The following is a 20,471-nucleotide window of genomic DNA, read 5'->3' as shown; positions in this document are numbered from 1 at the left end:
CTCGACTCGGTTGTTGAACATTCAGTATAAATGGGATTGTGCAAAAAGTATATTGTGTATAATTAACTTGCACACAAGATAATTGTGTGAAATATTAAATAGGCAAGCTGAATGATTCAGCAAACGATTTTGAGTACATCCACCATTGGGTCGAAGAGAGAACACCTATGAGCAAGATTTATGATTTTCAGGCTGAACTGTTAGAAGGCGAACAAAAGAACCTCGCCGATTACCAAGGCAAAGTGTTATTGGTGGTGAATACGGCGAGTCAGTGTGGTCTAACGCCACAATTTGAAGGTTTGGAAAAGTTATATCAGGACTATCAACAACAAGGGCTGGTGATTCTTGGTTTTCCATGTAATCAATTTGCCAACCAAGATCCATCCAGCAATGAAGAAATTGGCAGCTTCTGCCAACGTAACTATGGCGTATCGTTTCCGATGTTTGCCAAGGTCGATGTCAATGGTCCAACCGCACATCCCTTGTATCAATACCTCACTTCTGCAGCCAAAGGTCTGTTAGGCAGCAGCATTAAATGGAACTTCACTAAGTTTCTGATCAATCAAAACGGTGAAGTGGTCAAACGCTATGCCCCAATCACCAAACCTGAAAAAATTGCCAAAGATATTCAAAAGCTTTTGCGATAAATAGCCTAGAAAATGAGGAAAATGGAAATGACTGGTCTACGATGCATCCACTGGTGATTTCCTCTTCCGAAACAAATTAAATCATAAAGCTGAATATTTTTAATATGTTGTAATTATTTGAACAAAATAGATTTTTTAATCTTTAAGATTTATACAACTTGTTTCACGATTGACCGCAAACTTCGCTATACTTTTTGCCAAGATTAAAAATACGAGCGTCAGAATATGCGTGTACTGGTGGTGATGGACCCAATTGAAACTGTGAATCTCAAAAAAGATTCAACCATGGCAATGTTATGGGCGGCCAGCCGTCGCGGACATGAGTTGGGCTATGCATTACAACACGATTTATATATCGACCAAGGTAAAGCCTTTGGCCTGATCTCACCGCTGAAAGTATTTGAAGACTATAACCATTACTATGAGTTGGGCGAGCAGCGCAAAGAATCTTTGGCGGATTACGATGTGGTGTTGATGCGTAAAGACCCGCCATTCGACATGAACTTTGTCTATACCACTTATATTTTAGAACAGGCCGAGCGTGAAGGTGTGTGGATTATCAATAAACCACAATCGCTACGTGACTGTAATGAAAAGTTATTTGCCACGCAGTTCCCAGAACTACAAGTACCCACTTTGGTGACCTCTCAACAAAGTCTGATTCGTGAATTTATCAAAGAACATGGTGATGTGATTGTAAAGCCTTTGGATGGCATGGGTGGCATGGGGATTTTCCGCCTATACCAAGATGGCGTGAACATTGGTTCGACTTTGGAAATGCTTACGGAAATGGGCACCCGTCCAATCATGGCGCAACGTTATATCCCTGAAATTGTGGAAGGTGATAAACGCATCTTGATGGTCAATGGTGAGCCGATTCCATATTGCTTGGCGCGTATTCCACAAAATGGTGAAGTGCGGGGTAACTTGGCCGCTGGTGGTTTAGGTCAGGCCCGTCCACTGACTGAAAATGATAAATTGATTGCGGCAAAAGTCGGTCCATTCCTACGTGAAAAAGGGCTGGTCTTTGTTGGTTTGGATGTGATTGGCAATTATGTGACTGAAATTAACGTCACTAGTCCAACCTGTATCCGTGAGATTGATGCACAGTTTGGGACGTCAATTGCCGATGATCTTTTTGATGTTTTAGAAGCCGGTCGTAAAAACTAAAAAGTTGTATTTTTGACCGAATTGCCCGTTTGAATGTCAGCATAATTGGCAGGCAAACGGGCTTTTGTATATCGGCAGAACCTTGTTTTTAACAAAGAATCGAAAAAAGCCCAGCTTTCTGTTGTAAACAGGTGAAATTCGCTTTTCGTGAATGAAGCTTTAGGATTAAAATAACTGCCGAAAACAATAGACGATAACCTTCTTTTTTGAGTTGAAGAATTAGACTGTGACCAATTCCCCAGAAAACAAACCTAAACATGTCATGATGATGGCCGCTGGTACAGGTGGACACGTTTTTCCTGCACTTGCTGTTGCTAGACAACTGCAACAAGAAGGCTGTCAGGTCTCATGGTTGGCGACCCCGACAGGAATGGAAAATCGGTTGTTGAAAGATCAAAATATTCCGATTTATCAAATTGATATTCAAGGTGTGCGCGGCAATGGTCTGGTCCGTAAACTCAGTGCACCGTTTAAAATTTTAAAAGCCACGCTCAGCGCTATGCGCTATATGAAACAGCTCAAGATTGATGCTGTGGCGGGTTTCGGTGGTTATGTGGCGGGTCCAGGTGGTTTGGCTGCACGTTTACTCGGTATTCCTGTGGTGATTCATGAGCAAAATGCGATTGCAGGCTTTACCAACACTCAATTGGCACGTATTGCCAAGACCGTATGTCAGGCATTTCCAAATACCTTCCCAAACAGTGATAAAGTCGTGACCACCGGCAATCCGGTACGTGCGGAAATCACTGCGATTTTGAATCCTTCTTGGCGCTATCAAACTCGCGAACAAGAACAACTGCCACTGAATATTTTGATTGTGGGTGGTTCACTGGGTGCACAGGCACTGAATGAGCGTTTGCCTGAGGCCTTGAAAAAGGTCACTGTACCGCTCAAGGTGTTCCATCAATGTGGTCAAAACAAGCAAGATGCCACACGTGCCCTGTATCAAGATGCCCCTGCCAGTTTGAATATTCAGGTTGAACCTTTTATTCAGGATATGGCCAAGGCCTATAGTGAAGCCGATTTGATTATTTGCCGTGCTGGTGCTTTAACGGTAACAGAAGTGGCAACCGCAGGTTTGGCTGCAATCTTTGTTCCTTTACCGATTGCGGTAGATGACCACCAAACCGCAAATGCGAAATTTTTGGCCAATGCGGGTGCTGCCAAGATTTGCCAGCAAGCAGACATGACACCTGCTGTTTTGGATGAGTTGTTAGCAACCTTATTAAATCGCCAACTCCTGTCTGAAATGGCAGTTAAAGCACGTCAACAAGCACAACCGAATGCAACACAGCATGTGGTTGATCTGATTAAAAAATTGTAATTCGAGTTTATCTATGTCTCCTACAAATCCAAGCCAAGCCAAAAAGCTGATTAAAGTGCCAGAAATGCGCCGTATTAAAAATATCCACTTTGTTGGTATTGGTGGTGCGGGGATGTGCGGTATTGCCGAAGTATTGAGTAACCAAGGTTATAAAATTTCAGGCTCAGACATTAAAGCGTCGAAAACAACGGCTCAACTCGAAGCCAATGGGATTAAAGTATTTATTGGTCACTCGGCTGACAATATTAAAAATGCCAATGTATTGGTGGTGTCGACTGCGATTGATCCTGAAAATCCAGAGATTAAAGCAGCGATTGAACAACGTACCCCGATTGTACGCCGTGCGGAAATGTTGGGTGAGTTGATGCGTTACCGCCACGGGATTGCGGTTGCGGGAACACATGGTAAAACCACAACGACAAGCTTATTGACCACCATGTTGGCAGAAGAAAACCTTGATCCGACGTATGTGATTGGTGGTTTGCTAAATAGTACAGGTGTGAATGCTGCACTCGGTGAAAGTCGTTTTATCGTGGCAGAAGCGGATGAGTCAGATGCTTCATTCTTGTATTTGCAACCGATGGCTGCGATCGTGACCAATATCGATGCGGATCACATGGATACTTATGAAGGCAGTTTTGATAAGTTAAAAGATACCTTTATCCAGTTCTTACATAACTTGCCATTCTACGGCTTGGCTGTGGTTTGTGGCGATGATGCCAATATTCGTGAGATTCTGCCACGTGTTGGTCGTCCAGTGTTGACCTATGGTTTTGCTGAAGATAATGACATCCGTGCGGTGGATGTTGCACAAGAAGGTATGCAGTCGCACTTTACCGTATTGCGTAAAGACCGTGAGCCATTGCGTGTCACCATTAATCAACCTGGCTTGCATAATGTCTTGAATGCATTGGCTGCGATTGGTGTAGCAACTGATGAAGGCGTGTCTGATGGCGCGATTTGCCGTGCCTTAGAAGGTTTTAGTGGGGTAGGTCGTCGCTTCCAAGTTCAGGGTGAATTTGAGGTTGATGAAGGCTTGGTGAAATTGGTGGATGACTATGGTCACCATCCAAAAGAAGTTGAAGCAACCATTAAGGCAGCGCGTGCCAGCCATCCAGACCGTCGTTTAGTGATGCTGTTCCAGCCGCACCGTTTTAGCCGTACCCGTGATTGTTTTGATGACTTTGTCGATGTGTTATCACAGGTGGATCAGTTGTTGTTACTGGAAGTTTATCCAGCAGGTGAAAAGCCGATTGTGGGCGCTGATAGTCGTGCTTTAGCGCGTAGTATCCGTCTACGTGGTGATGTTGAACCGATTTTGGTTGATCCAGTGGAAGGCAATTTACCGAACGTTTTACAAAAAGTGTTACAAGCAAATGACCTGTTATTAACACAAGGCGCGGGTAACGTTGGCGCAATTTCGGTAGAATTGGCTCAGCATCGCTTGTATGCCAAATCCCCCTAACCCCCTTTGTTAAAGGGGGAACTCCTCCCTTTGAAAAGGGAGGTGGGGAGGGATTTAATAGAATATATGAAGTTTTTTTAAGGATATAAACGTGTCAAATGCTGCAAAATTCGGCAAAGTTGCTGTGTTGTTTGGTGGGAAGTCGGCTGAGCGTGCTGTGTCATTGGACAGCGGTCAAGCTGTTTTAGAGGCGTTATTACGTTCGGGCGTTCAGGCAGAAGCATTTGACCCACAAGATCGTAGTGTGACTGAATTGGTTGCTTATGATCGTGCTTTTATCGTATTGCATGGTCGTGGTGGTGAAGATGGTCAGATCCAAGGTGTATTGGAGTGGTTAAACCTTCCTTATACTGGTACGGGTGTGCAAGGTTCAGCGATCGGCATGGATAAAGTCAAAACCAAGCAAATCTGGCAAGGCAGTGATTTGCCAACAGCACCTTATCGTATTGTCACTAAAGATACCGATCTTGATGCAGTGATTGCTGAATTGGGCTTGCCAGTAATTATCAAACCTGTACATGAAGGCTCAAGTGTCGGCATGAGTAAGGTTGAAAAAGCTGAAGACTTTGCTGCAGCGATTGAGAAAGCGACGCAGCATGATGCAGTGGTGATGGCAGAAAAATGGATCACAGGTCGTGAATTCACCATTTCATTCTTGAATGGTCAGCCATTACCGGTGATTCGTTTACAACCACCCGCAGACGTTGCCTTCTATGACTATGAAGCAAAGTATCAGCGTAATGATGTGGAATATGGCATTCCTTGTGGTCTAAGCGAGTCAGAAGAGAAAAGCTTACAAGCATTGTGCTTACGTGCTTTCCAAGCGGTCGGTGCTGAAGGTTGGGGTCGTATTGATGCGATGCAAGACGAGCAAGGTACCTTCTGGTTGTTGGAAGTGAATACTGTTCCGGGAATGACCAGTCACTCTTTAGTGCCAAAAGCAGCGCAAGCTGTAGGTTATAGTTTTGATCAGCTCTGTGTTGCGATTTTAGAGCAAACCTTAGCTACGTCGGCTTAACGATTTATGGCTCAGCTTCCTGCCTCGATGCGCCGTAAAACGCGGCCAGCCATTAGCTCGATTCACGAGAAACCGCCTTCGCCTAAACAAAAAATGGTGAATGCGGGCGGTTGGATCTTGCTGGTGATTGCGTTTGCTGTTTTGGGATTGGGTTTGTTTGGCTTATATAAAGTCATGACCGATGCAAGAGCGGCGCAGTTGCAGGTGGTTGGAACCAATTCTGATATTGAGAACCAACAGTTGGTTCAATATCTGAGTCCAATTATTAAAGATAACTATTTCACTTCAGATTTAGAACAAATTCGAGATCAAGCGTTAAAAGTGTCATGGGTTGATCGTGTGGTGGTGTCACGGGCTTGGCCAAATGCAATTCGGGTACGGGTGATGCCGCGCCATGCGATTGCACGTTGGGGAACAGGGCGTTTGCTCAGTGACAATGGCGATGTATTTAGTGAGGCTGTGCCAACCGCACATCCAAACTTGCCGCTTTTACATGGGCCAGCCAGCCAATCCAAAATGATGATGCGTCGCTATAATGAAATTAATCAGTTATTTCATCCAGCGAATTTGAGATTAAAAGAATTGTATTTAACCGAGCGTATGACGTGGTTCATGCAGTTTGATTCGGGCTTACGGATTATTGTAGACCAAGATCAGACCATGAATAAGCTGCAACGCTTAAGCCATTTGGCACAAACGGATTTAAAACCTGTATGGTCAAAAATCACGGCAATTGATTTGCGTTATCGGAATGGTCTTGCCATTCAGTGGAAAAACGCATCTCCGCCGAAGATTGTCAACGGTCAGTTAGTTGTAACGATTGATGACACAAGCCTTGCAGGGGCAATTCAGGCAAAGCCATAATACGTGGCTTAAAATAAAGGGCAATCGTCCTAAACAACACTAAAGATATGGTATTGAAGTAATGAGTGAAGCTGTTCCCTCAGTTGTTGCGATTGATATTGGGACTCATAAAGTCTCAGTTTTGATTGGTAAGATCCATGCACCAGATAAGATCCAAGTCATTGGCATGGCAACTGCTCGCAACCGAGGTATGGTTAAAGGCAAGATTGTTAGCTTAGACAAGGTCATTGCGGCGATTAAGAATGCGGTATCCGAAGCCGAGGATATGGCTGAGTGTCGTATTCATAGTGCGTGGGTGTCGATTCCAAGTACTGAATTACAAAGTTTTTATGCTTCAGGCCGTACACCTGTTGCCAACCACGATCATATTATTACGACAAATGAAGTGGTGCGCGCGCTAGAGTTGGCCAAAGCCAGTCATGTATCGCCAGATTATTATCTTGCCAGTGCTGTGCCATTGGGCTTTGAGTTGGGTGATTCAGCAGAATGGGTACAAAACCCAGTCAATATGTCGGCGCATAGTATGACGGGTCATTATCAATTGATGATGATGCCGATCAGCACCATGCAAAACCTTGATCGGGCCATGAAAGGGGCCAATATCGGGGTGGAGAAAATGGTGGTGTCTTGCCTGGCAACTGCTGAAGCGAGTCTGCTCAAAGATGAAAAAGAATATGGTGTATGTCTGGTTGACATTGGTGCAGGTATTACCAATATCGCGGTGTATCTAGATGGCCGTTTGGCTTTAGCACGGACCTTGCCACGTGGTGGTGAGAATGTGACGCGTGATATTGCTGCCGTTTTGCAGACCACGACTGAAGAAGCGGAACGCATCAAGATTTTACACGGTTGTGTTGACTTGAGTGGGGTGAAACCTGATCACATGATTCAGGTGCAGGGGATTGATGGTACGCAAACCATCAGTCGTATTGAGCTTGCAGAAATCATCATTGCGCGTTATGAAGAAATCTTCACTTTAATCCGTGAAGAATTGGAACATAGCGGCGCAATTCACGGTCTCTATCATGGTGTGGTACTGACAGGTGATGCATGTCAAATTGAAGGGATGGTGAATTTGGCGCGTCGAATGTTGGGGGTGTCTGCGCATTTGGGCAACCCGCCATTACAGGTTTATGCAGATGATCAGCATTTAGCTGCATTGCGTCGTTCAATGTACGCAACCGCATCTGGCTTGTTAATGTTTAGCCAAAGTGATTTGCAAGATACGGTTGAAGAGCCAGAAGAAGCAAGTGATCGTAGTTTTGTTGATCGTGTTGCCAATGGTTGGAATGCATTAAATAGCAAATTAAAGGCCATCTTTTAAGTTGTAGTTATTTTTGGGAAAATTTGTTAGGAAGTTGTTCTAAATTTGCCACTGTACTTGACAAGCTAGCGATTATTGAACAGCATCCTAAACATCAGTTGTTTAAAAATCAGGGCAGTAACGGGCTGAAGTAACTGCCATTAATATTAGGAAATCTAAAGGTCATGGCCTCATTTGAATTTATAGAAGATGAACTAGACAATGGCAACGGTCAAGCCCGTTTCACAGTATTTGGCGTTGGTGGTGGTGGCGGTAATGCCGTGCAGCACATGGCGCAATCTGATATCCAAGGTGTAAAGTTCGTTTGTGCAAATACAGACAAACAAGCATTGGATAGCATGAACGCTCCATTCAAAATTCAATTGGGTGAACAAAGTACACGTGGTTTAGGTGCAGGCGCGAATCCAGAAGTGGGTCAAATCGCAGCGGAAGAAAGTCGTGAAGTGATTCGTCAGCATCTTGAAGGTACTGACATGGTGTTTGTCACTGCCGGCATGGGTGGTGGTACAGGTACAGGTGCTGCACCAGTGGTTGCAGAAGTTGCCAAAGAGATGGGTATCCTGACCGTAGGTGTGGTAACTACACCATTTAACTTTGAAGGCCGTCGTCGTCAAAAGTCTGCTGAAAAGGGTATTGATGCCTTAGAAGCACATGTTGATTCATTGATCATCATTCCAAACCAGCGCTTACTCAGCGTTTATGGTGATATTTCAATGAAAGATGCCTATAAAAAGGCAGATGATGTGTTGCTGAATGCAGTACGTAGTATTTTTGATCTTGTGGTAAACCGTGGTCATATTAACCTTGACTTTGCTGACTTGAAAACAGCCATGAGTACCCGTGGTTATGCCATGATGGGTGCGGGTTTAGGTCGTGGTGAAGATCGTGCTCGTCAAGCTGCTGAACAGGCAATTCGTAGCCCATTGCTTGATAATGTGAATATTATTAATGCAAAAGGCGTATTAATTAACATTACGGGTGGGGATGATATTACCCTGCGTGAAACTGAAATTATTACGGATGTCGTCAACCAGATCGTTGATTTGGATGAAGGTGAGATCTTCTACGGTACAGTATTTGATCCGGATGCGCGTGATGAGCTTCGTGTGACTGTTATTGCAACAGGCTTAACGCGTAATGCAAGTGAAGTTGATCAGAAAAGACGTGCTGTAGTTTCACATGCACCGTCTGCTCAAGCGGCTCAGCAACCAATTGATGAAGATGATGTTCCTGCGATCAGCAAACGTGCAAATACGGATGCACCAGTGGGCGCAACAGCAAGTTCTACGCCACGTTCATCGCCAATGAGCATTCAAGACTATCTGAAAAATCAACAGCGTAAATAATAAAATCATATATTTAGAGAAAGGGGGTAAGTAATTACCCCCTTTTTTATTTTTTTAAAATGGCAAAATATGCTAAGTTATATCGGTTTTTGCAAATGAAGTTGGTATGGCATGTTGAAACAACGTACTCTCAAACGTGTGGTGAAAGCGAGCGGTATTGGTCTGCACAGTGGTCAAAAGGTGCTGATTAATTTTGTTCCACATCATATTGATGGAGGTATTGTCTTTCGCCGTATCGACTTAAATCCCCCGATTGACCTTCCAGCCAATGCTTTATTGATTCAAGAAGCCTTTATGTGCTCGAATCTGGTCCGTGAAGATATTAAAGTCGGTACGATTGAGCATGTCATGAGTGCGATTGCAGGACTGGGGATTGATAATCTGATTGTTGAAGTCTCTGCATCCGAAGTACCGATTATGGACGGCAGTGCAGGGCCTTTTATTTATTTATTGATGCAAGGTGAATTGGCGGAGCAAGACGCGCCAAAGAAGTTCATTCGCATTTTAAAGCCTGTTGAGGCTTTAATTGATGACAAGAAGGCCATTTTTTCACCACATTCAGGTTTTCAGCTGAACTTTACGATCGATTTTGATCATCCTGCCTTTGCCAAAGAATATCAGTCAGCCACGATCGACTTCTCGACGGAAACTTTCGTCTACGAAGTGAGTGAGGCGCGAACTTTTGGCTTTATGAAAGATTTGGACTATTTAAAAGCCAATAATCTGGCTTTAGGTGCGAGTCTTGAAAATGCGATTGGTGTTGATGACACAGGTGTGGTCAATGAAGAAGGTTTACGCTTTGCCGACGAGTTTGTACGTCATAAAATTCTAGATGCGGTCGGTGACTTATATTTGCTTGGACATCAAATTATTGCCAAGTTTGATGGTTATAAATCGGGACATGCGCTGAATAATCAGCTATTACGCAATGTTCAAAACGATCCAAGCAGCTATGAAATTGTAACATTTAATAACGAGAGTGATTGTCCAATTCCTTATGTGAGTGTGACATAAGTCATTGTCTTTTATTGCCTATGTTATATTATAACAAATGAATATGAGAATTTTGTCACATAAAAAGAGTGTGTATTCCAACACTTAATATATGAAGTTTACTTTTTATTGCTTGCCAAACGTAGTAAAGCTTGGCTAAGCTTAGGGTCGCTCACATATTCAGCGGCGCTGCGCAATTGCTCTTGGGTCTCTGATGTTAGTGTTTTTGTTGGGGGAGAGGGTTCACGAGAGACAACTGTTTTGTTTCTTAACCGAACTTGAATTTTTCGTAATTCCTTGAGTCCTTCGAGTTGAGCTAACTGCGCAACATAGTGGCTTTGTAAATAGCTGAGTTGACTAATCATTGCTTGATTTTCACCAGTGATGATCAACACACCATGTTGATAACAAACAACCTGCCATTGCTCTGGTTGGGGCAGTAAAGGTTGAATAATTTTCGTAAGTTGTTTCCATTGTGTGACTTGCGTCGTCAGAAACGTTAAGTTTCCAGTTTTTATGTGTTGTCCTTTCTGTTGGAAAACGTTGTTAGGGTCAGACATAGAACTTCCTCGGAGGTGATGTGTCCATCTTAAGCGTTTGCTTCAGCTGTTATCAAGGAACAGATGATAAAGGAACGTTTGAAGGACGGTTTCAAGAGGTTTTTTATGCATCATACGCGTCGTATTTTACTCGCATTTTCGTTGGCTGCTTCAGCTGCTTCGGTTGCTTTCGCAGATTATCAGAACATTGGTCAAGCCACAGGTGATGACCGCTTAGAGCAATTATCAAAAACCTTAGCTCAAGGTTCTTATACTCATTCTGCTGATATGGATCTGCCAGCCGTATCGAATGTCTCAGTTAAATTACGTGAAAAAACCATTGAATTGAACAATGCAACGATTGAGAAGAAATATGGTCGTTCAGCGATTTCATCTCAAGACAACGCCCCTTCATTCTCTGCAAATACCGGTTATTCTTGGTTGGTGAGTCATCCATTGCAAGAAGGTCGAGTCAGCTCTTCTTGGGGTAACCGCACCCTATTAGGTTCAACACGTCATCACTCTGGTGTTGATCTTGCTGCACCCTCTGGTACGCCAATTTACTCAACTGGCCCTGGTGTCGTGACGAAGTCGGGTTGGGGTACAGGCTATGGTCAGTATGTCGAGATTGATCATGGTAATGGCTATATCACTCGTTATGCCCATGCATCACGTTTAATCGTGAATGCGGGTGATCGCGTCAGTGCTGGTGAGCATATTGCCAATGTCGGTTGTACAGGTCGTTGTACTGGACCACATTTACACTTTGAAGTTGTAAAAGATGGCCAACGTAAAAATCCATCAACTTACTTAGCAATGTTGCCTTAATGTAATTTGTTAACAGTTGTATATAAATATTCAAAAAAATCGCCTTTATTGGCGATTTTTTATGTGTTTTGTTTCATTTAGGTCAATGACTATTTTGTCAGAAAATAATAAGGCGTTTTGCATTCATCTGGGGCAATAGTTCTATCACAGCAAAACATGATAAAAATAGGGTCGACAAATAACTTAAGGGAAAAGGTGAATTGTATGGCGTTTTATGGCGACTCTGACGCGCAAGAAACCCAAGAATGGCAAGAAGCATTTGATTCAGTATTACAACATATGGGCACGGAACGTGCTGCCTTCTTACTAGAAAAACTCTATCAACGGGCAATTGCGAAACATGTGCCAATCCAGCGCTTAAATACACCTTACCTCAACACCATTTCAGTTGAAGAGCAACCAGCGATGCCTGGTGATCAGGATATGGAACGCCGTATCCGTGCATTGATTCGCTGGAATGCTTTAGCGATGGTATTACGTGCCAATAAAACAGGCGATGACCTAGGTGGTCACCTTGCAAGTTTCGCATCATCTGCAACATTGTATGATGTGGGCTTCAACCATTTCTTCCGCGCAAACAGCAATAACTTTGGTGGTGATATGATCTATTACCAAGGTCACTGTGCCCCTGGTATCTATGCACGTTCGTTCTTGGAAGGGCGTTTAACTGAAGATCAATTAAATAATTTCCGCCGTGAAGTGGGTGGCAATGGTCTTCCGAGTTACCCGCATCCCTATTTAATGCCGGACTATTGGCAGTTCCCAACCGTATCGATGGGTTTGGGTCCAATTATGTCGATTTACCAAGCACACATTCAAAAGTATTTGATGAATCGTGGTTTGATCAAAGAAGAAGATCGTAAAGTCTGGGCTTATCTTGGCGATGGTGAGATGGATGAGCCAGAAAGTACGGGTGCAATTTCACTTGCTGGTCGTGAAAAGCTGGATAACCTCATTTGGGTGGTGAACTGTAATTTACAGCGCCTCGATGGTCCTGTACGTGGTAACGGTAAGATTATTCAAGAATTAGAATCTTTATTCCGTGGTGCAGGCTGGCGCGTGATTAAAGTGGTGTGGGGCCGTCATTGGGATCCACTGCTTGCGCAAGACAGTTCTGGTGCCTTAAAAGCGGTCATGGACGAAACAGTGGATGGTGAGTATCAGCGCTATCAAGTGAAAGGGGGTGCATATACCCGTGAGAAATTCTTTGGCAAGTACCCAGAAGCTGCGGAACTGGTCAAAGATTTAAGTGATGAAGACATCGATAATCTTAACCGTGGTGGTCATGACCCGTACAAAGTTTTTGCAGCCTATGCAGAAGCAATGAAAGCCAAAGGTCAACCCACTGTTATTCTTGCGAAAACGGTTAAAGGTTACGGTTTGTCTGAAGAAATTGAAGCGGTGAACAAAACTCACCAAATCAAAAAAATGCAGATCGACTCTTTGAAATATGTACGTGACCGTTTTAACCTGCCATTTACAGATGATAAGTTAGAAGAACTCCCATTCTACCGCCCAAGTGAAAACTCTCCAGAAATGAAGTACATGAAGGCGCGTCGTGAAGCATTGGGGGGTTACCTACCAGCACGTCGTCGTGAGAGTGACACTTTAGCGATTCCTGAACTCTCTGTATTTGATGCTGTATTAAATGGTTCCGGTGGTAAAGAACAATCGACCACGATGCTGATGGTTCGTTTAATTGCGGCTTTACTGAAAGAAAAAGCAATTAAAGACCGCGTCGTGCCAATCGTTCCAGATGAAGCGCGTACTTTTGGTTTAGAAGGGATGTTCCGTCAGCTTGGTATTTATGCCGCCCACGGTCAAAAATATACTCCAGAAGACCAAGAACAGTTAATGCATTACCGTGAAGCAAGTGATGGTCACATGCTTCAAGAAGGAATTAACGAAGCGGGTGCGATGAGTGCATGGGCTGCGTTGGCAACCAGTTATTCAACCAATAACTTGCCGATGATTCCAATGTACATGTACTACTCAATGTTTGGTTTCCAACGTATTGGTGACATTGCATGGGCTGCTGGTGATGCACAGGCACAAGGTTTCTTGTTGGGTGCGACTGCTGGCCGTACCACACTGAACGGTGAAGGTTTACAGCACCAAGATGGTCATTCACATATCTTGGCGAACACTATTCCAAACTGCGTATCTTATGATCCATGTTTTGGTTATGAATTGGCTGTGATTGTACATGACGGTTTACAACGGATGTATGTGAACCAAGAGCGAATCTTCTATTACTTAACCGTAATGAATGAAAACTACGAGCATCCTGCAATGCCAGAAGGCGCTGCGGAAGGCATTAAACGTGGTATGTACTTGTTCGAAAAAGATGAAAAAGCAACGGTTCAATTACTGGGTTCAGGTGTCATTCTTCGTGAAGTGATTAAAGCGGCGAAAATCTTACGTGATGAATACCAAATTCATTCAAACGTTTGGAGTGTAACTAGCTTCAATGAGTTGTCACGTGACGGTATGGTATGTGAAGAGTACAACCGCTTACATCCGCTGACTGAAGAAGTGAAAGAGTCTTGGGTATCTAAACAGTTACGTGGAACAGAGGGTATCGTCGTTTCTGCGACAGACCATATGCGTGCGTACAGTGAGCAAATCCGTGCATATCTTCCAGATGGTCGTCCATTTGTTGCATTAGGTACAGATGGTTACGGTCGTTCAGATACACGTGCCAACTTACGTAGTTTCTTTGGTGTTGATGCTGCACATATCGTGGTTGCGACGTTGAAAAAATTAGCAGATGAAGGCGAAGTAGACGCACGTTTAGTCAAAGATGCAATTTCTAACTTTGAGTTAGATACGGACCGTCCAGTTGCATGGGCGCCACAAGCACATCCAGAAGTTCAGGCCGTTGCTGAATACAATGAAACGCAAACAGGTGAGGGGAAATAATCATGCAAATCCAAGCACCTGATATTGGCGTAGATAAAGCACTGGTTGCAGAAATCTTAGTCAAAGTAGGCGACCATGTTGCAGTTGACGATAGTCTTCTGGTTCTAGAATCAGATAAGGCAACGGTAGAGGTACCAAGCACGGCAGCCGGTATCGTGAAAAGTATTCTGGTTCAACAGGGCGATGAAGTCACTGAAGGTGTCGCACTCATTGAATTAGAGTCTGAGTCTGCTGCTGAATCACCTGTGAACGAAGCACCGAAAGCGGAAGCGTCAAAAGCCGAAGCAAAACCTGTGGAAGCTGAAACAAAAGCGCAACCAGTTGCTGCTCCAGCAGCGACTTCAAGCCAGATTGTGGATGTAAAAGTTCCAGATATTGGCGTAGAAAAAGCGTTGGTTGCAGAAGTGTTGGTCAAAGTGGGTGATCAGATTGAACCTGAACAAAGTATTGTTGTGGTTGAATCTGACAAGGCAACTGTAGAAGTACCAAGCTCGGTTGCGGGGATTGTGGAAGCCATTCAAATCAAAGAAGGCGATAGCATTAAAGAAGGCGTGGTCTTGATTCAGGTCAAGACTGCAAGTTCGGCTGCTGCACCAGAATCTCAAGCAGCACCTGCTCAAACAGAAGCGCCAGTAGCAGCAACAGAAGCACCAGCTGCAACGAATACCTCAACAGGTAATGTTGAAATTGAAGTGCCTGATCTGGGTGTAGAAAAAGCACTTGTTTCAGAAATTCTGGTCAATGTTGGTGATCGCGTCGAAGCGCAACAAAGCTTATGCGTGGTTGAGTCAGATAAGGCTTCGGTTGAAGTGCCAAGCTCAGTTGCAGGGATTGTGAAAGCAATTCATGTGTCTGCCAATCAAGAAGTGCGTCAAGGCGTGGCTTTGGCAACGATTGAAGTGAGTGGTCAGGCTGCTGCTCCAGCATCTGCACCAAAAACTCAAGCTCCTTCTGCACCCGTAGCAACGACAGCGCCAGCAAAACCAACGGCAACTGTGACAGCGGCACCAACTGAACCTGCACAAGCTGAGAAGTTGACTAAACAGCAAGAAGCTGACAATGCCAAAGTCTACGCGGGTCCAGCCGTGCGTAAACTGGCACGTGAGTTAGGTGTGGTTCTTGGACAGGTCAAAGCATCAGGTGAGCACGGTCGTGTAATGAAGGACGATGTCTTTGCCTATGTGAAAACACGTCTGACCGCACCACAACCCGCCGCTGCCCCACAAGCTGCAGCAGTGGCTTCAGGCTTACCAAAGTTGCCAGACTTTAATGCATTTGGTGGCGGTGAAGTGAAAGCGATGACGCGTTTACAGCAAGTGTCTGTACCGCAATTGTCATTGAATAACTTTATTCCACAAGTGACACAGTTTGACTTGGCGGATATTACCGAGCTTGAAGGGTGGCGCGGTGAACTGAAAGATGGCTTTAAAAAGCAAGGTTTGAGCTTAACTATTTTGGCCTTTATTGCCAAAGCGGTTGCACACTTGTTAAAAGAAGAGCCGTATTTTGCTGGACATTTGGCCGATGATCAGAAGTCAGTGTTGTTGCGTAACGAAATTCATATGGGGATTGCAGTTGCAACCCCAGATGGTTTAACCGTTCCGGTATTGCGTAACCCTGACCAAAAATCAATTAAGCAGATTGCAGCAGAATTGGCTGAACTCAGCCAAAAAGCTCGTGATCGTAAATTGTCACCGAAAGATCTACAAGGTGCCAACTTTACCATTACCAGCTTAGGCAGTATTGGTGGAACAGCATTCACACCATTGGTGAACTGGCCGCAAGTTGCGATTTTAGGTATCTCACCTGCCACGATGCAACCTGTGTGGAATGGTAAAGACTTTGATCCACGCTTAATGTTGCCGTTGTCATTGTCTTATGATCATCGTGTGATTAATGGCGCCGATGCAGCGCGTTTTACCAATAAGCTGACTAAATTGTTAAAAGACATTCGTAGCTTATTGCTCTAATTGTTTTTGAGCTTGGAAAACCTCGCAGAAGCGGGGTTTTCTGTTTTTAGGCTGAACAAAAAATGAATAGATGTATGTTATGTTGAGCTGAGAATAAAATTTCATTGCCAGAGGGAGCAGGGATGTTGGTGATTTATCGGGTGATGCTGCCTTTATTGCTGGTTGTTTTTGTGGCGATGGGCTTGTGGGTCAGCGTTCTACACTTTCCATGGGATTGGGTGATGTATGTGGTCATGGGGCTTGAAGTCCTGCTTGCGACTGTTGTGATGGCGATGGAATATCAAGCACAAGATGTAGGCGGAGCCAGCGGTTGGGGCAGTTTCGGATTTCTTGGTTTAAGTGCCTATTTGGCCTTTTTGCTTGGTTTTTTACGGGTGTTGATCTGGAGTTACCAAAAATTTTGGGTATAAGCATTCAAAAGCATTTTATTGTTTGATAGAATAGTTTCACTTCATTGGGGAGTAGCCGCTCTTTACGCAAAGTAAAGAGGTGATGATCAACATAATTGTTCAACTGAACATGGTCATCATAGCAAAGAACCAAGAACAGCTTCTCAGCTGTGCTTTTGTTGGCAAGACCTTTGATTTACCACTCTGCATCAATCTATTTGATTTTGGCTAGCAGGAGGGGTAGGTCATCGGTATATTTTGCTAGCCAGAGCATTCAACTATGTATGAATTTCTCATCTCCACCTCCATTGTTGCCCTCGCTGAGATGGGCGATAAAACGCAATTACTCGCTCTCTTGCTTGCAGCACGTTTCCGTAAACCGATTCCGATTCTAATTGCCATCTTACTGGCCACCACAATTAACCATGGTATTTCTGCTGTCTTGGGACAATGGATTACCACCGTACTCAGTCCTGAAATTTTGTTATGGATTTTGGCGCTTGGATTTATTGGTATGGCAATCTGGATGTTGATACCAGATGAACTAGGTGATGAAACTGAAAATATTAATAAATGGCAGAAGTTTGGGGTATTTGGTGCCACTTTCATCTTATTCTTCTTGGCTGAAATTGGTGATAAAACCCAGATTGCGACCGTCGCTTTAGCAGCACGTTTCGACAGTGTGTTTTGGGTGATGTTGGGCACTACGTTCGGTATGATGCTTGCCAATGCGCCTGCCGTGTTTATTGGTGATAAATTAGCTGATAAATTGCCGATTTCATTGATTCATAAAATTGGTGCTGCGATTTTCTTGATCGTTGGTGTTTCAGCTTTGGTACAACACTATTTCCTTTAAGCGGATTGAATCTCAAATCCATCAAAACCCATCTAGAAGAGATGGGTTTTTTCTTATCAATTATGATAAAAGTCAAATATCTGATTGAAACATGAATTAAATCCCATTATTTTATTATGGAATTAAAATATTTCATATTTAAAGAATTTTTCTGGGGTGGTTATGAGTTTTGAGCGGACAACATCGCAAATATTATTTGATAATGGCACACATAAATGCATTAGTTTTACCAGTTTGGTGAAAGGTGAGGGTATTCAGGCCAATCAATTTTTAATTATTGATCATGAGCGTGCCGCGGTTTTGGATCCGGGTGGTGATCTCACTTATGTTCCTTTAACTATGGAACTCAATCGCTACACCAAACTAAAAAATCTGGATTATGTGATGGCCTCGCATCAAGACCCTGACATTATTACCTCGATGCCGCGTTGGTTGGTGTATACCGATGCCAAAGTGGTGGCCTCTAAGCTGTGGGCACGTTTTTTACCGCATCTTAACTCTGCTTTTATGAGTGAGCGTATGAAGGGGAATTGGGAGGAACGTTTGATCGAACTGTCAGATACGGGACAAATTATTTCTTTAGGTGAGTCTACGCTTGTTGCAGTGCCTGCACATTTCCTGCATTCCGTTGGTAATTTCCAGTTTTATGATCCAACAGCCAAAATCCTATTTTCAGGGGATATGGGGGCTTCGATCGTTGATGATGCAAGCCTACTGATTACAGATTTTGAAACACATATCAAAAAGATGAAAGGCTTTCATCAACGTTATATGTGTTCCAATAAGGTGATTCGTTTATGGGTCAATATGGTTCGCCAAATGGATATCGACATGATTGTGCCGCAACATGGTACGGCTTTTGTTGGTAAAGAGATGATTAATCAATTTCTAGACTGGATCGAAACGCTGGAATGTGGCGTAGATTTGATGAATGAATATGTTTTTAGTTTACCGACTGAAATGAGTTAAGCGATGATAAGTGAAATATAACGTTTCATGGCTGGTGGAATAGCAAAGTCGTTATCCCACTAGTCAGTTTTAGAGTTTTGAATGTAGGTTATTGAAAAATCTCATATTGAAGAGCCAAGATACGGACTGTGGTTTTAGGGTTTAAGACTAAAACCGATTAGGTGAAAAGTCATTCAAGCGTCGATTCAAATTATTTTCATCATAGAAAATGAAAATCACATCGAAATTTGTTTATAATAGCTCACGGAAATTACCAGTGAGATTGTTATGCTGACCATCGTTCAAGAAGCGCTAACCTTCGATGATGTCTTATTACTTCCTGCCTACTCAACTGTTCTCCCAAAAGATGTCTCCTTAAAGACACGTTTAACTCGCGGAATTCAACTTAATATCCCTCTCGTTTCTGCTGCAATGGATACTGTGACTGAGTCACGTATGGCAATTGCGATGGCGCAAAATGGTGGTATTGGTATTTTGCACAAAAACATGGATATCGCAGCACAAGCCGCTGAAGTTCGCCGTGTGAAAAAATTTGAAGCTGGTATGGTGAAAGATCCAATCACTGTTGGCCCTGAAACGACAGTGCGTGAGCTGATTGCGATTACCCAAGCGAATAATATTAGTGGTGTGCCTGTTGTAAAAGATGGCAAAGTGGTGGGGATTGTCACAGGTCGTGATACACGCTTTGAAACCAATCTTGAGCAGCCTGTAAGCAACATCATGACAGGTCAAGACCGCCTCGTGACTGTTCGTGAAGGCGAGTCGAAAGAAAATATCCAAGCATTATTGCAAAAACACCGTATTGAAAAAGTTTTGGTTGTTGGTGAGAACCATGAGCTTAAAGGCTTAATTACCGTAACTGACTTCCGTAAAGCTGAAAGCTATCCAAACAGTTGTAAAGATGATTTGGGTCGTTTACGTGTGGGTGCTGCGGTGGGTACAGGTGCAGAAACACCAAGCCGTGTAGAAGCCTTGGTTGATGCAGGCGTAGATGCGATTGTGGTAGATACTGCCCATGGTCATTCTGCGGGTGTAATTGAACGTGTACGCTGGGTTAAAGCCAACTACCCGCAAGTTCAAGTCATTGGCGGTAACATTGCAACGGGTGATGCAGCATTGGCATTGCTTGATGCAGGTGCAGATGCAGTGAAAGTCGGTATCGGGCCTGGTTCAATTTGTACGACACGTATTGTGGCTGGTATTGGTATGCCACAGATTTCTGCAATTGATAGTGTTGCAAATGCACTGAAAGATCAAATTCCTTTAATTGCAGATGGTGGTATTCGTTTCTCTGGCGATATGGCGAAAGCAATTGGCGCAGGTGCGAGCACGATTATGGTTGGTTCACTCCTCGCTGGAACAGAAGAAGCACCAGGTGAAGTTGAATTCTTCCAAGGCCGTTACTACAAAGCATACCGTGGTATGGGTTCATTGGGTGCAATGGCGGGCGTATCTGGTTCTGCTGACCGTTACTTCCAAGACGCTAAAGCAGGTGCGGAAAAGTTGGTACCAGAAGGTATTGAAGGTCGAGTGCCATACAAAGGCCCAATGGGTAACATCGTACACCAAATGATGGGTGGTTTACGTTCATCAATGGGTTATACGGGTTCATCTGTCATTGAAGATCTTCGTCAAAATGCAAAGTTTGTGAAAATTACTTCAGCAGGCATGTCAGAATCACATGTTCATGACGTGACAATTACCAAGGAAGCGCCAAACTATCGAGTTGGTTGATTTTTGGTAATTTTGTTGACAGAAAAACCGTCAGTCCACTGACGGTTTTTTCGTTTTGGTGTAAAGTGAATCAGATGAAGAAAGATATGGTTCCACACCATATAAAAGATAAG

17 protein-coding genes and 1 riboswitch are annotated in these 20,471 nt (G+C 43.7%); of the genes, 16 read left to right on the top strand and 1 reads right to left on the bottom strand.

Annotation, left to right across the window (positions count from 1 at the left end; all coding sequences use genetic code 11):
- Positions 1 to 167 precede the first annotated feature (167 nt).
- The 9 genes from A7P55_RS01665 to lpxC all read left to right on the top strand — a co-directional run bounded on the left by A7P55_RS01665 (position 168) and on the right by lpxC (position 10,172).
- Entirely contained in the window at positions 168 to 647 is a 480-nt protein-coding gene (locus A7P55_RS01665; protein ID WP_171550859.1) for a glutathione peroxidase, read from the top strand.
- 225 nt (positions 648 to 872) lie between these two features.
- A complete protein-coding gene (gene gshB / locus A7P55_RS01660) occupies positions 873 to 1,817 on the top strand; it encodes a glutathione synthase (RefSeq protein ID WP_005201597.1) in 945 nt (314 codons plus the stop codon).
- A gap of 226 nt (positions 1,818 to 2,043) precedes the next feature.
- Positions 2,044 to 3,141, top strand: a complete 1,098-nt coding sequence (gene murG / locus A7P55_RS01655; RefSeq protein ID WP_171550858.1) for an undecaprenyldiphospho-muramoylpentapeptide beta-N-acetylglucosaminyltransferase — start codon at positions 2,044 to 2,046, stop codon at positions 3,139 to 3,141.
- A 13-nt stretch (positions 3,142 to 3,154) separates the two neighbouring features.
- A complete protein-coding gene (murC, locus tag A7P55_RS01650) occupies positions 3,155 to 4,606 on the top strand; it encodes a UDP-N-acetylmuramate--L-alanine ligase (RefSeq protein WP_171550857.1) in 1,452 nt (483 codons plus the stop codon).
- A gap of 91 nt (positions 4,607 to 4,697) precedes the next feature.
- Positions 4,698 to 5,624, top strand: coding sequence for a D-alanine--D-alanine ligase (locus A7P55_RS01645; protein WP_171550856.1), 927 nt, complete (start codon positions 4,698 to 4,700; stop codon positions 5,622 to 5,624).
- A 6-nt stretch (positions 5,625 to 5,630) separates the two neighbouring features.
- Complete coding sequence (locus tag A7P55_RS01640) at positions 5,631 to 6,488, top strand: cell division protein FtsQ/DivIB (protein ID WP_171550855.1); 858 nt, start codon at positions 5,631 to 5,633, stop codon at positions 6,486 to 6,488.
- 61 nt (positions 6,489 to 6,549) lie between these two features.
- Positions 6,550 to 7,812, top strand: coding sequence for a cell division protein FtsA (gene ftsA / locus A7P55_RS01635; protein ID WP_171550854.1), 1,263 nt, complete (start codon positions 6,550 to 6,552; stop codon positions 7,810 to 7,812).
- 164 nt (positions 7,813 to 7,976) lie between these two features.
- Positions 7,977 to 9,158, top strand: a complete 1,182-nt coding sequence (ftsZ, locus tag A7P55_RS01630; RefSeq protein WP_171550853.1) for a cell division protein FtsZ — start codon at positions 7,977 to 7,979, stop codon at positions 9,156 to 9,158.
- 111 nt (positions 9,159 to 9,269) lie between these two features.
- Positions 9,270 to 10,172 carry a UDP-3-O-acyl-N-acetylglucosamine deacetylase gene (gene lpxC, locus A7P55_RS01625; RefSeq protein ID WP_004803611.1) on the top strand — a complete coding sequence of 301 codons (903 nt, stop codon included), beginning with the start codon at positions 9,270 to 9,272 and terminating at the stop codon, positions 10,170 to 10,172.
- Between the two features lie 98 nt (positions 10,173 to 10,270).
- Here the strand turns inward: lpxC and A7P55_RS01620 are convergent, their stop codons facing one another.
- Positions 10,271 to 10,711: a hypothetical protein gene (locus tag A7P55_RS01620; RefSeq protein WP_004803613.1), complete on the bottom strand. Its 441-nt coding sequence runs from the start codon at positions 10,709 to 10,711 to the stop codon at positions 10,271 to 10,273.
- Between the two features lie 105 nt (positions 10,712 to 10,816).
- Here A7P55_RS01620 and A7P55_RS01615 point away from each other — a divergent pair, with 105 nt between their 5' ends.
- The 7 genes from A7P55_RS01615 (at position 10,817) to guaB (ending at position 20,358) form a co-directional block, all read left to right on the top strand.
- On the top strand, positions 10,817 to 11,518 hold the full coding sequence (locus tag A7P55_RS01615; protein WP_005201593.1) for a M23 family metallopeptidase: 702 nt from the start codon (positions 10,817 to 10,819) through the stop codon (positions 11,516 to 11,518).
- 204 nt (positions 11,519 to 11,722) lie between these two features.
- Positions 11,723 to 14,440 (top strand): pyruvate dehydrogenase (acetyl-transferring), homodimeric type, encoded by a 2,718-nt coding sequence (gene aceE / locus A7P55_RS01610; protein ID WP_171550852.1) that lies wholly within the window; start codon positions 11,723 to 11,725, stop codon positions 14,438 to 14,440.
- A gap of 2 nt (positions 14,441 to 14,442) precedes the next feature.
- Positions 14,443 to 16,410, top strand: a complete 1,968-nt coding sequence (locus A7P55_RS01605; RefSeq protein ID WP_171550851.1) for a 2-oxo acid dehydrogenase subunit E2 — start codon at positions 14,443 to 14,445, stop codon at positions 16,408 to 16,410.
- A gap of 122 nt (positions 16,411 to 16,532) precedes the next feature.
- Positions 16,533 to 16,820: a hypothetical protein gene (locus A7P55_RS01600; protein ID WP_171550850.1), complete on the top strand. Its 288-nt coding sequence runs from the start codon at positions 16,533 to 16,535 to the stop codon at positions 16,818 to 16,820.
- Positions 16,821 to 16,854: 34 nt separating this feature from the next.
- A riboswitch (yybP-ykoY riboswitch) is annotated at positions 16,855 to 16,995 on the top strand.
- Between the two features lie 84 nt (positions 16,996 to 17,079).
- Positions 17,080 to 17,655: a TMEM165/GDT1 family protein gene (locus tag A7P55_RS01595; RefSeq protein ID WP_171550849.1), complete on the top strand. Its 576-nt coding sequence runs from the start codon at positions 17,080 to 17,082 to the stop codon at positions 17,653 to 17,655.
- A gap of 162 nt (positions 17,656 to 17,817) precedes the next feature.
- Positions 17,818 to 18,624, top strand: a complete 807-nt coding sequence (locus tag A7P55_RS01590) for an MBL fold metallo-hydrolase (protein ID WP_171550848.1) — start codon at positions 17,818 to 17,820, stop codon at positions 18,622 to 18,624.
- Positions 18,625 to 18,891: 267 nt separating this feature from the next.
- Positions 18,892 to 20,358, top strand: coding sequence for an IMP dehydrogenase (gene guaB, locus A7P55_RS01585; RefSeq protein ID WP_004803627.1), 1,467 nt, complete (start codon positions 18,892 to 18,894; stop codon positions 20,356 to 20,358).
- Positions 20,359 to 20,471 lie beyond the last annotated feature (113 nt).

The sequence above is a fragment of the Acinetobacter sp. Ac_5812 genome, from assembly GCF_013072695.1.
Classification (GTDB): domain Bacteria; phylum Pseudomonadota; class Gammaproteobacteria; order Pseudomonadales; family Moraxellaceae; genus Acinetobacter.
The sequence above is the reverse complement of the archived record's forward strand: the minus strand, read 5'-3'. Positions and strand labels throughout refer to the sequence as shown.

Bases quoted from the DNA above. Each gene is read 5' to 3' on its own strand.
- A7P55_RS01665 (WP_171550859.1), top strand. From the start codon at position 168: ATGAGCAAGATTTATGATTTTCAGGCTGAACTGTTAGAAGGCGAACAA.
- gshB (WP_005201597.1), top strand. From the start codon at position 873: ATGCGTGTACTGGTGGTGATGGACCCAATTGAAACTGTGAATCTCAAA.
- murC (WP_171550857.1), top strand. From the start codon at position 3,155: ATGTCTCCTACAAATCCAAGCCAAGCCAAAAAGCTGATTAAAGTGCCA.
- A7P55_RS01640 (WP_171550855.1), top strand. From the start codon at position 5,631: ATGGCTCAGCTTCCTGCCTCGATGCGCCGTAAAACGCGGCCAGCCATT.
- ftsA (WP_171550854.1), top strand. From the start codon at position 6,550: ATGAGTGAAGCTGTTCCCTCAGTTGTTGCGATTGATATTGGGACTCAT.
- ftsZ (WP_171550853.1), top strand. From the start codon at position 7,977: ATGGCCTCATTTGAATTTATAGAAGATGAACTAGACAATGGCAACGGT.
- lpxC (WP_004803611.1), top strand. From the start codon at position 9,270: ATGTTGAAACAACGTACTCTCAAACGTGTGGTGAAAGCGAGCGGTATT.
- A7P55_RS01620 (WP_004803613.1), bottom strand. From the start codon at position 10,711: ATGTCTGACCCTAACAACGTTTTCCAACAGAAAGGACAACACATAAAA.
- A7P55_RS01615 (WP_005201593.1), top strand. From the start codon at position 10,817: ATGCATCATACGCGTCGTATTTTACTCGCATTTTCGTTGGCTGCTTCA.
- aceE (WP_171550852.1), top strand. From the start codon at position 11,723: ATGGCGTTTTATGGCGACTCTGACGCGCAAGAAACCCAAGAATGGCAA.
- A7P55_RS01605 (WP_171550851.1), top strand. From the start codon at position 14,443: ATGCAAATCCAAGCACCTGATATTGGCGTAGATAAAGCACTGGTTGCA.
- A7P55_RS01600 (WP_171550850.1), top strand. From the start codon at position 16,533: ATGTTGGTGATTTATCGGGTGATGCTGCCTTTATTGCTGGTTGTTTTT.
- A7P55_RS01595 (WP_171550849.1), top strand. From the start codon at position 17,080: ATGTATGAATTTCTCATCTCCACCTCCATTGTTGCCCTCGCTGAGATG.
- A7P55_RS01590 (WP_171550848.1), top strand. From the start codon at position 17,818: ATGAGTTTTGAGCGGACAACATCGCAAATATTATTTGATAATGGCACA.
- guaB (WP_004803627.1), top strand. From the start codon at position 18,892: ATGCTGACCATCGTTCAAGAAGCGCTAACCTTCGATGATGTCTTATTA.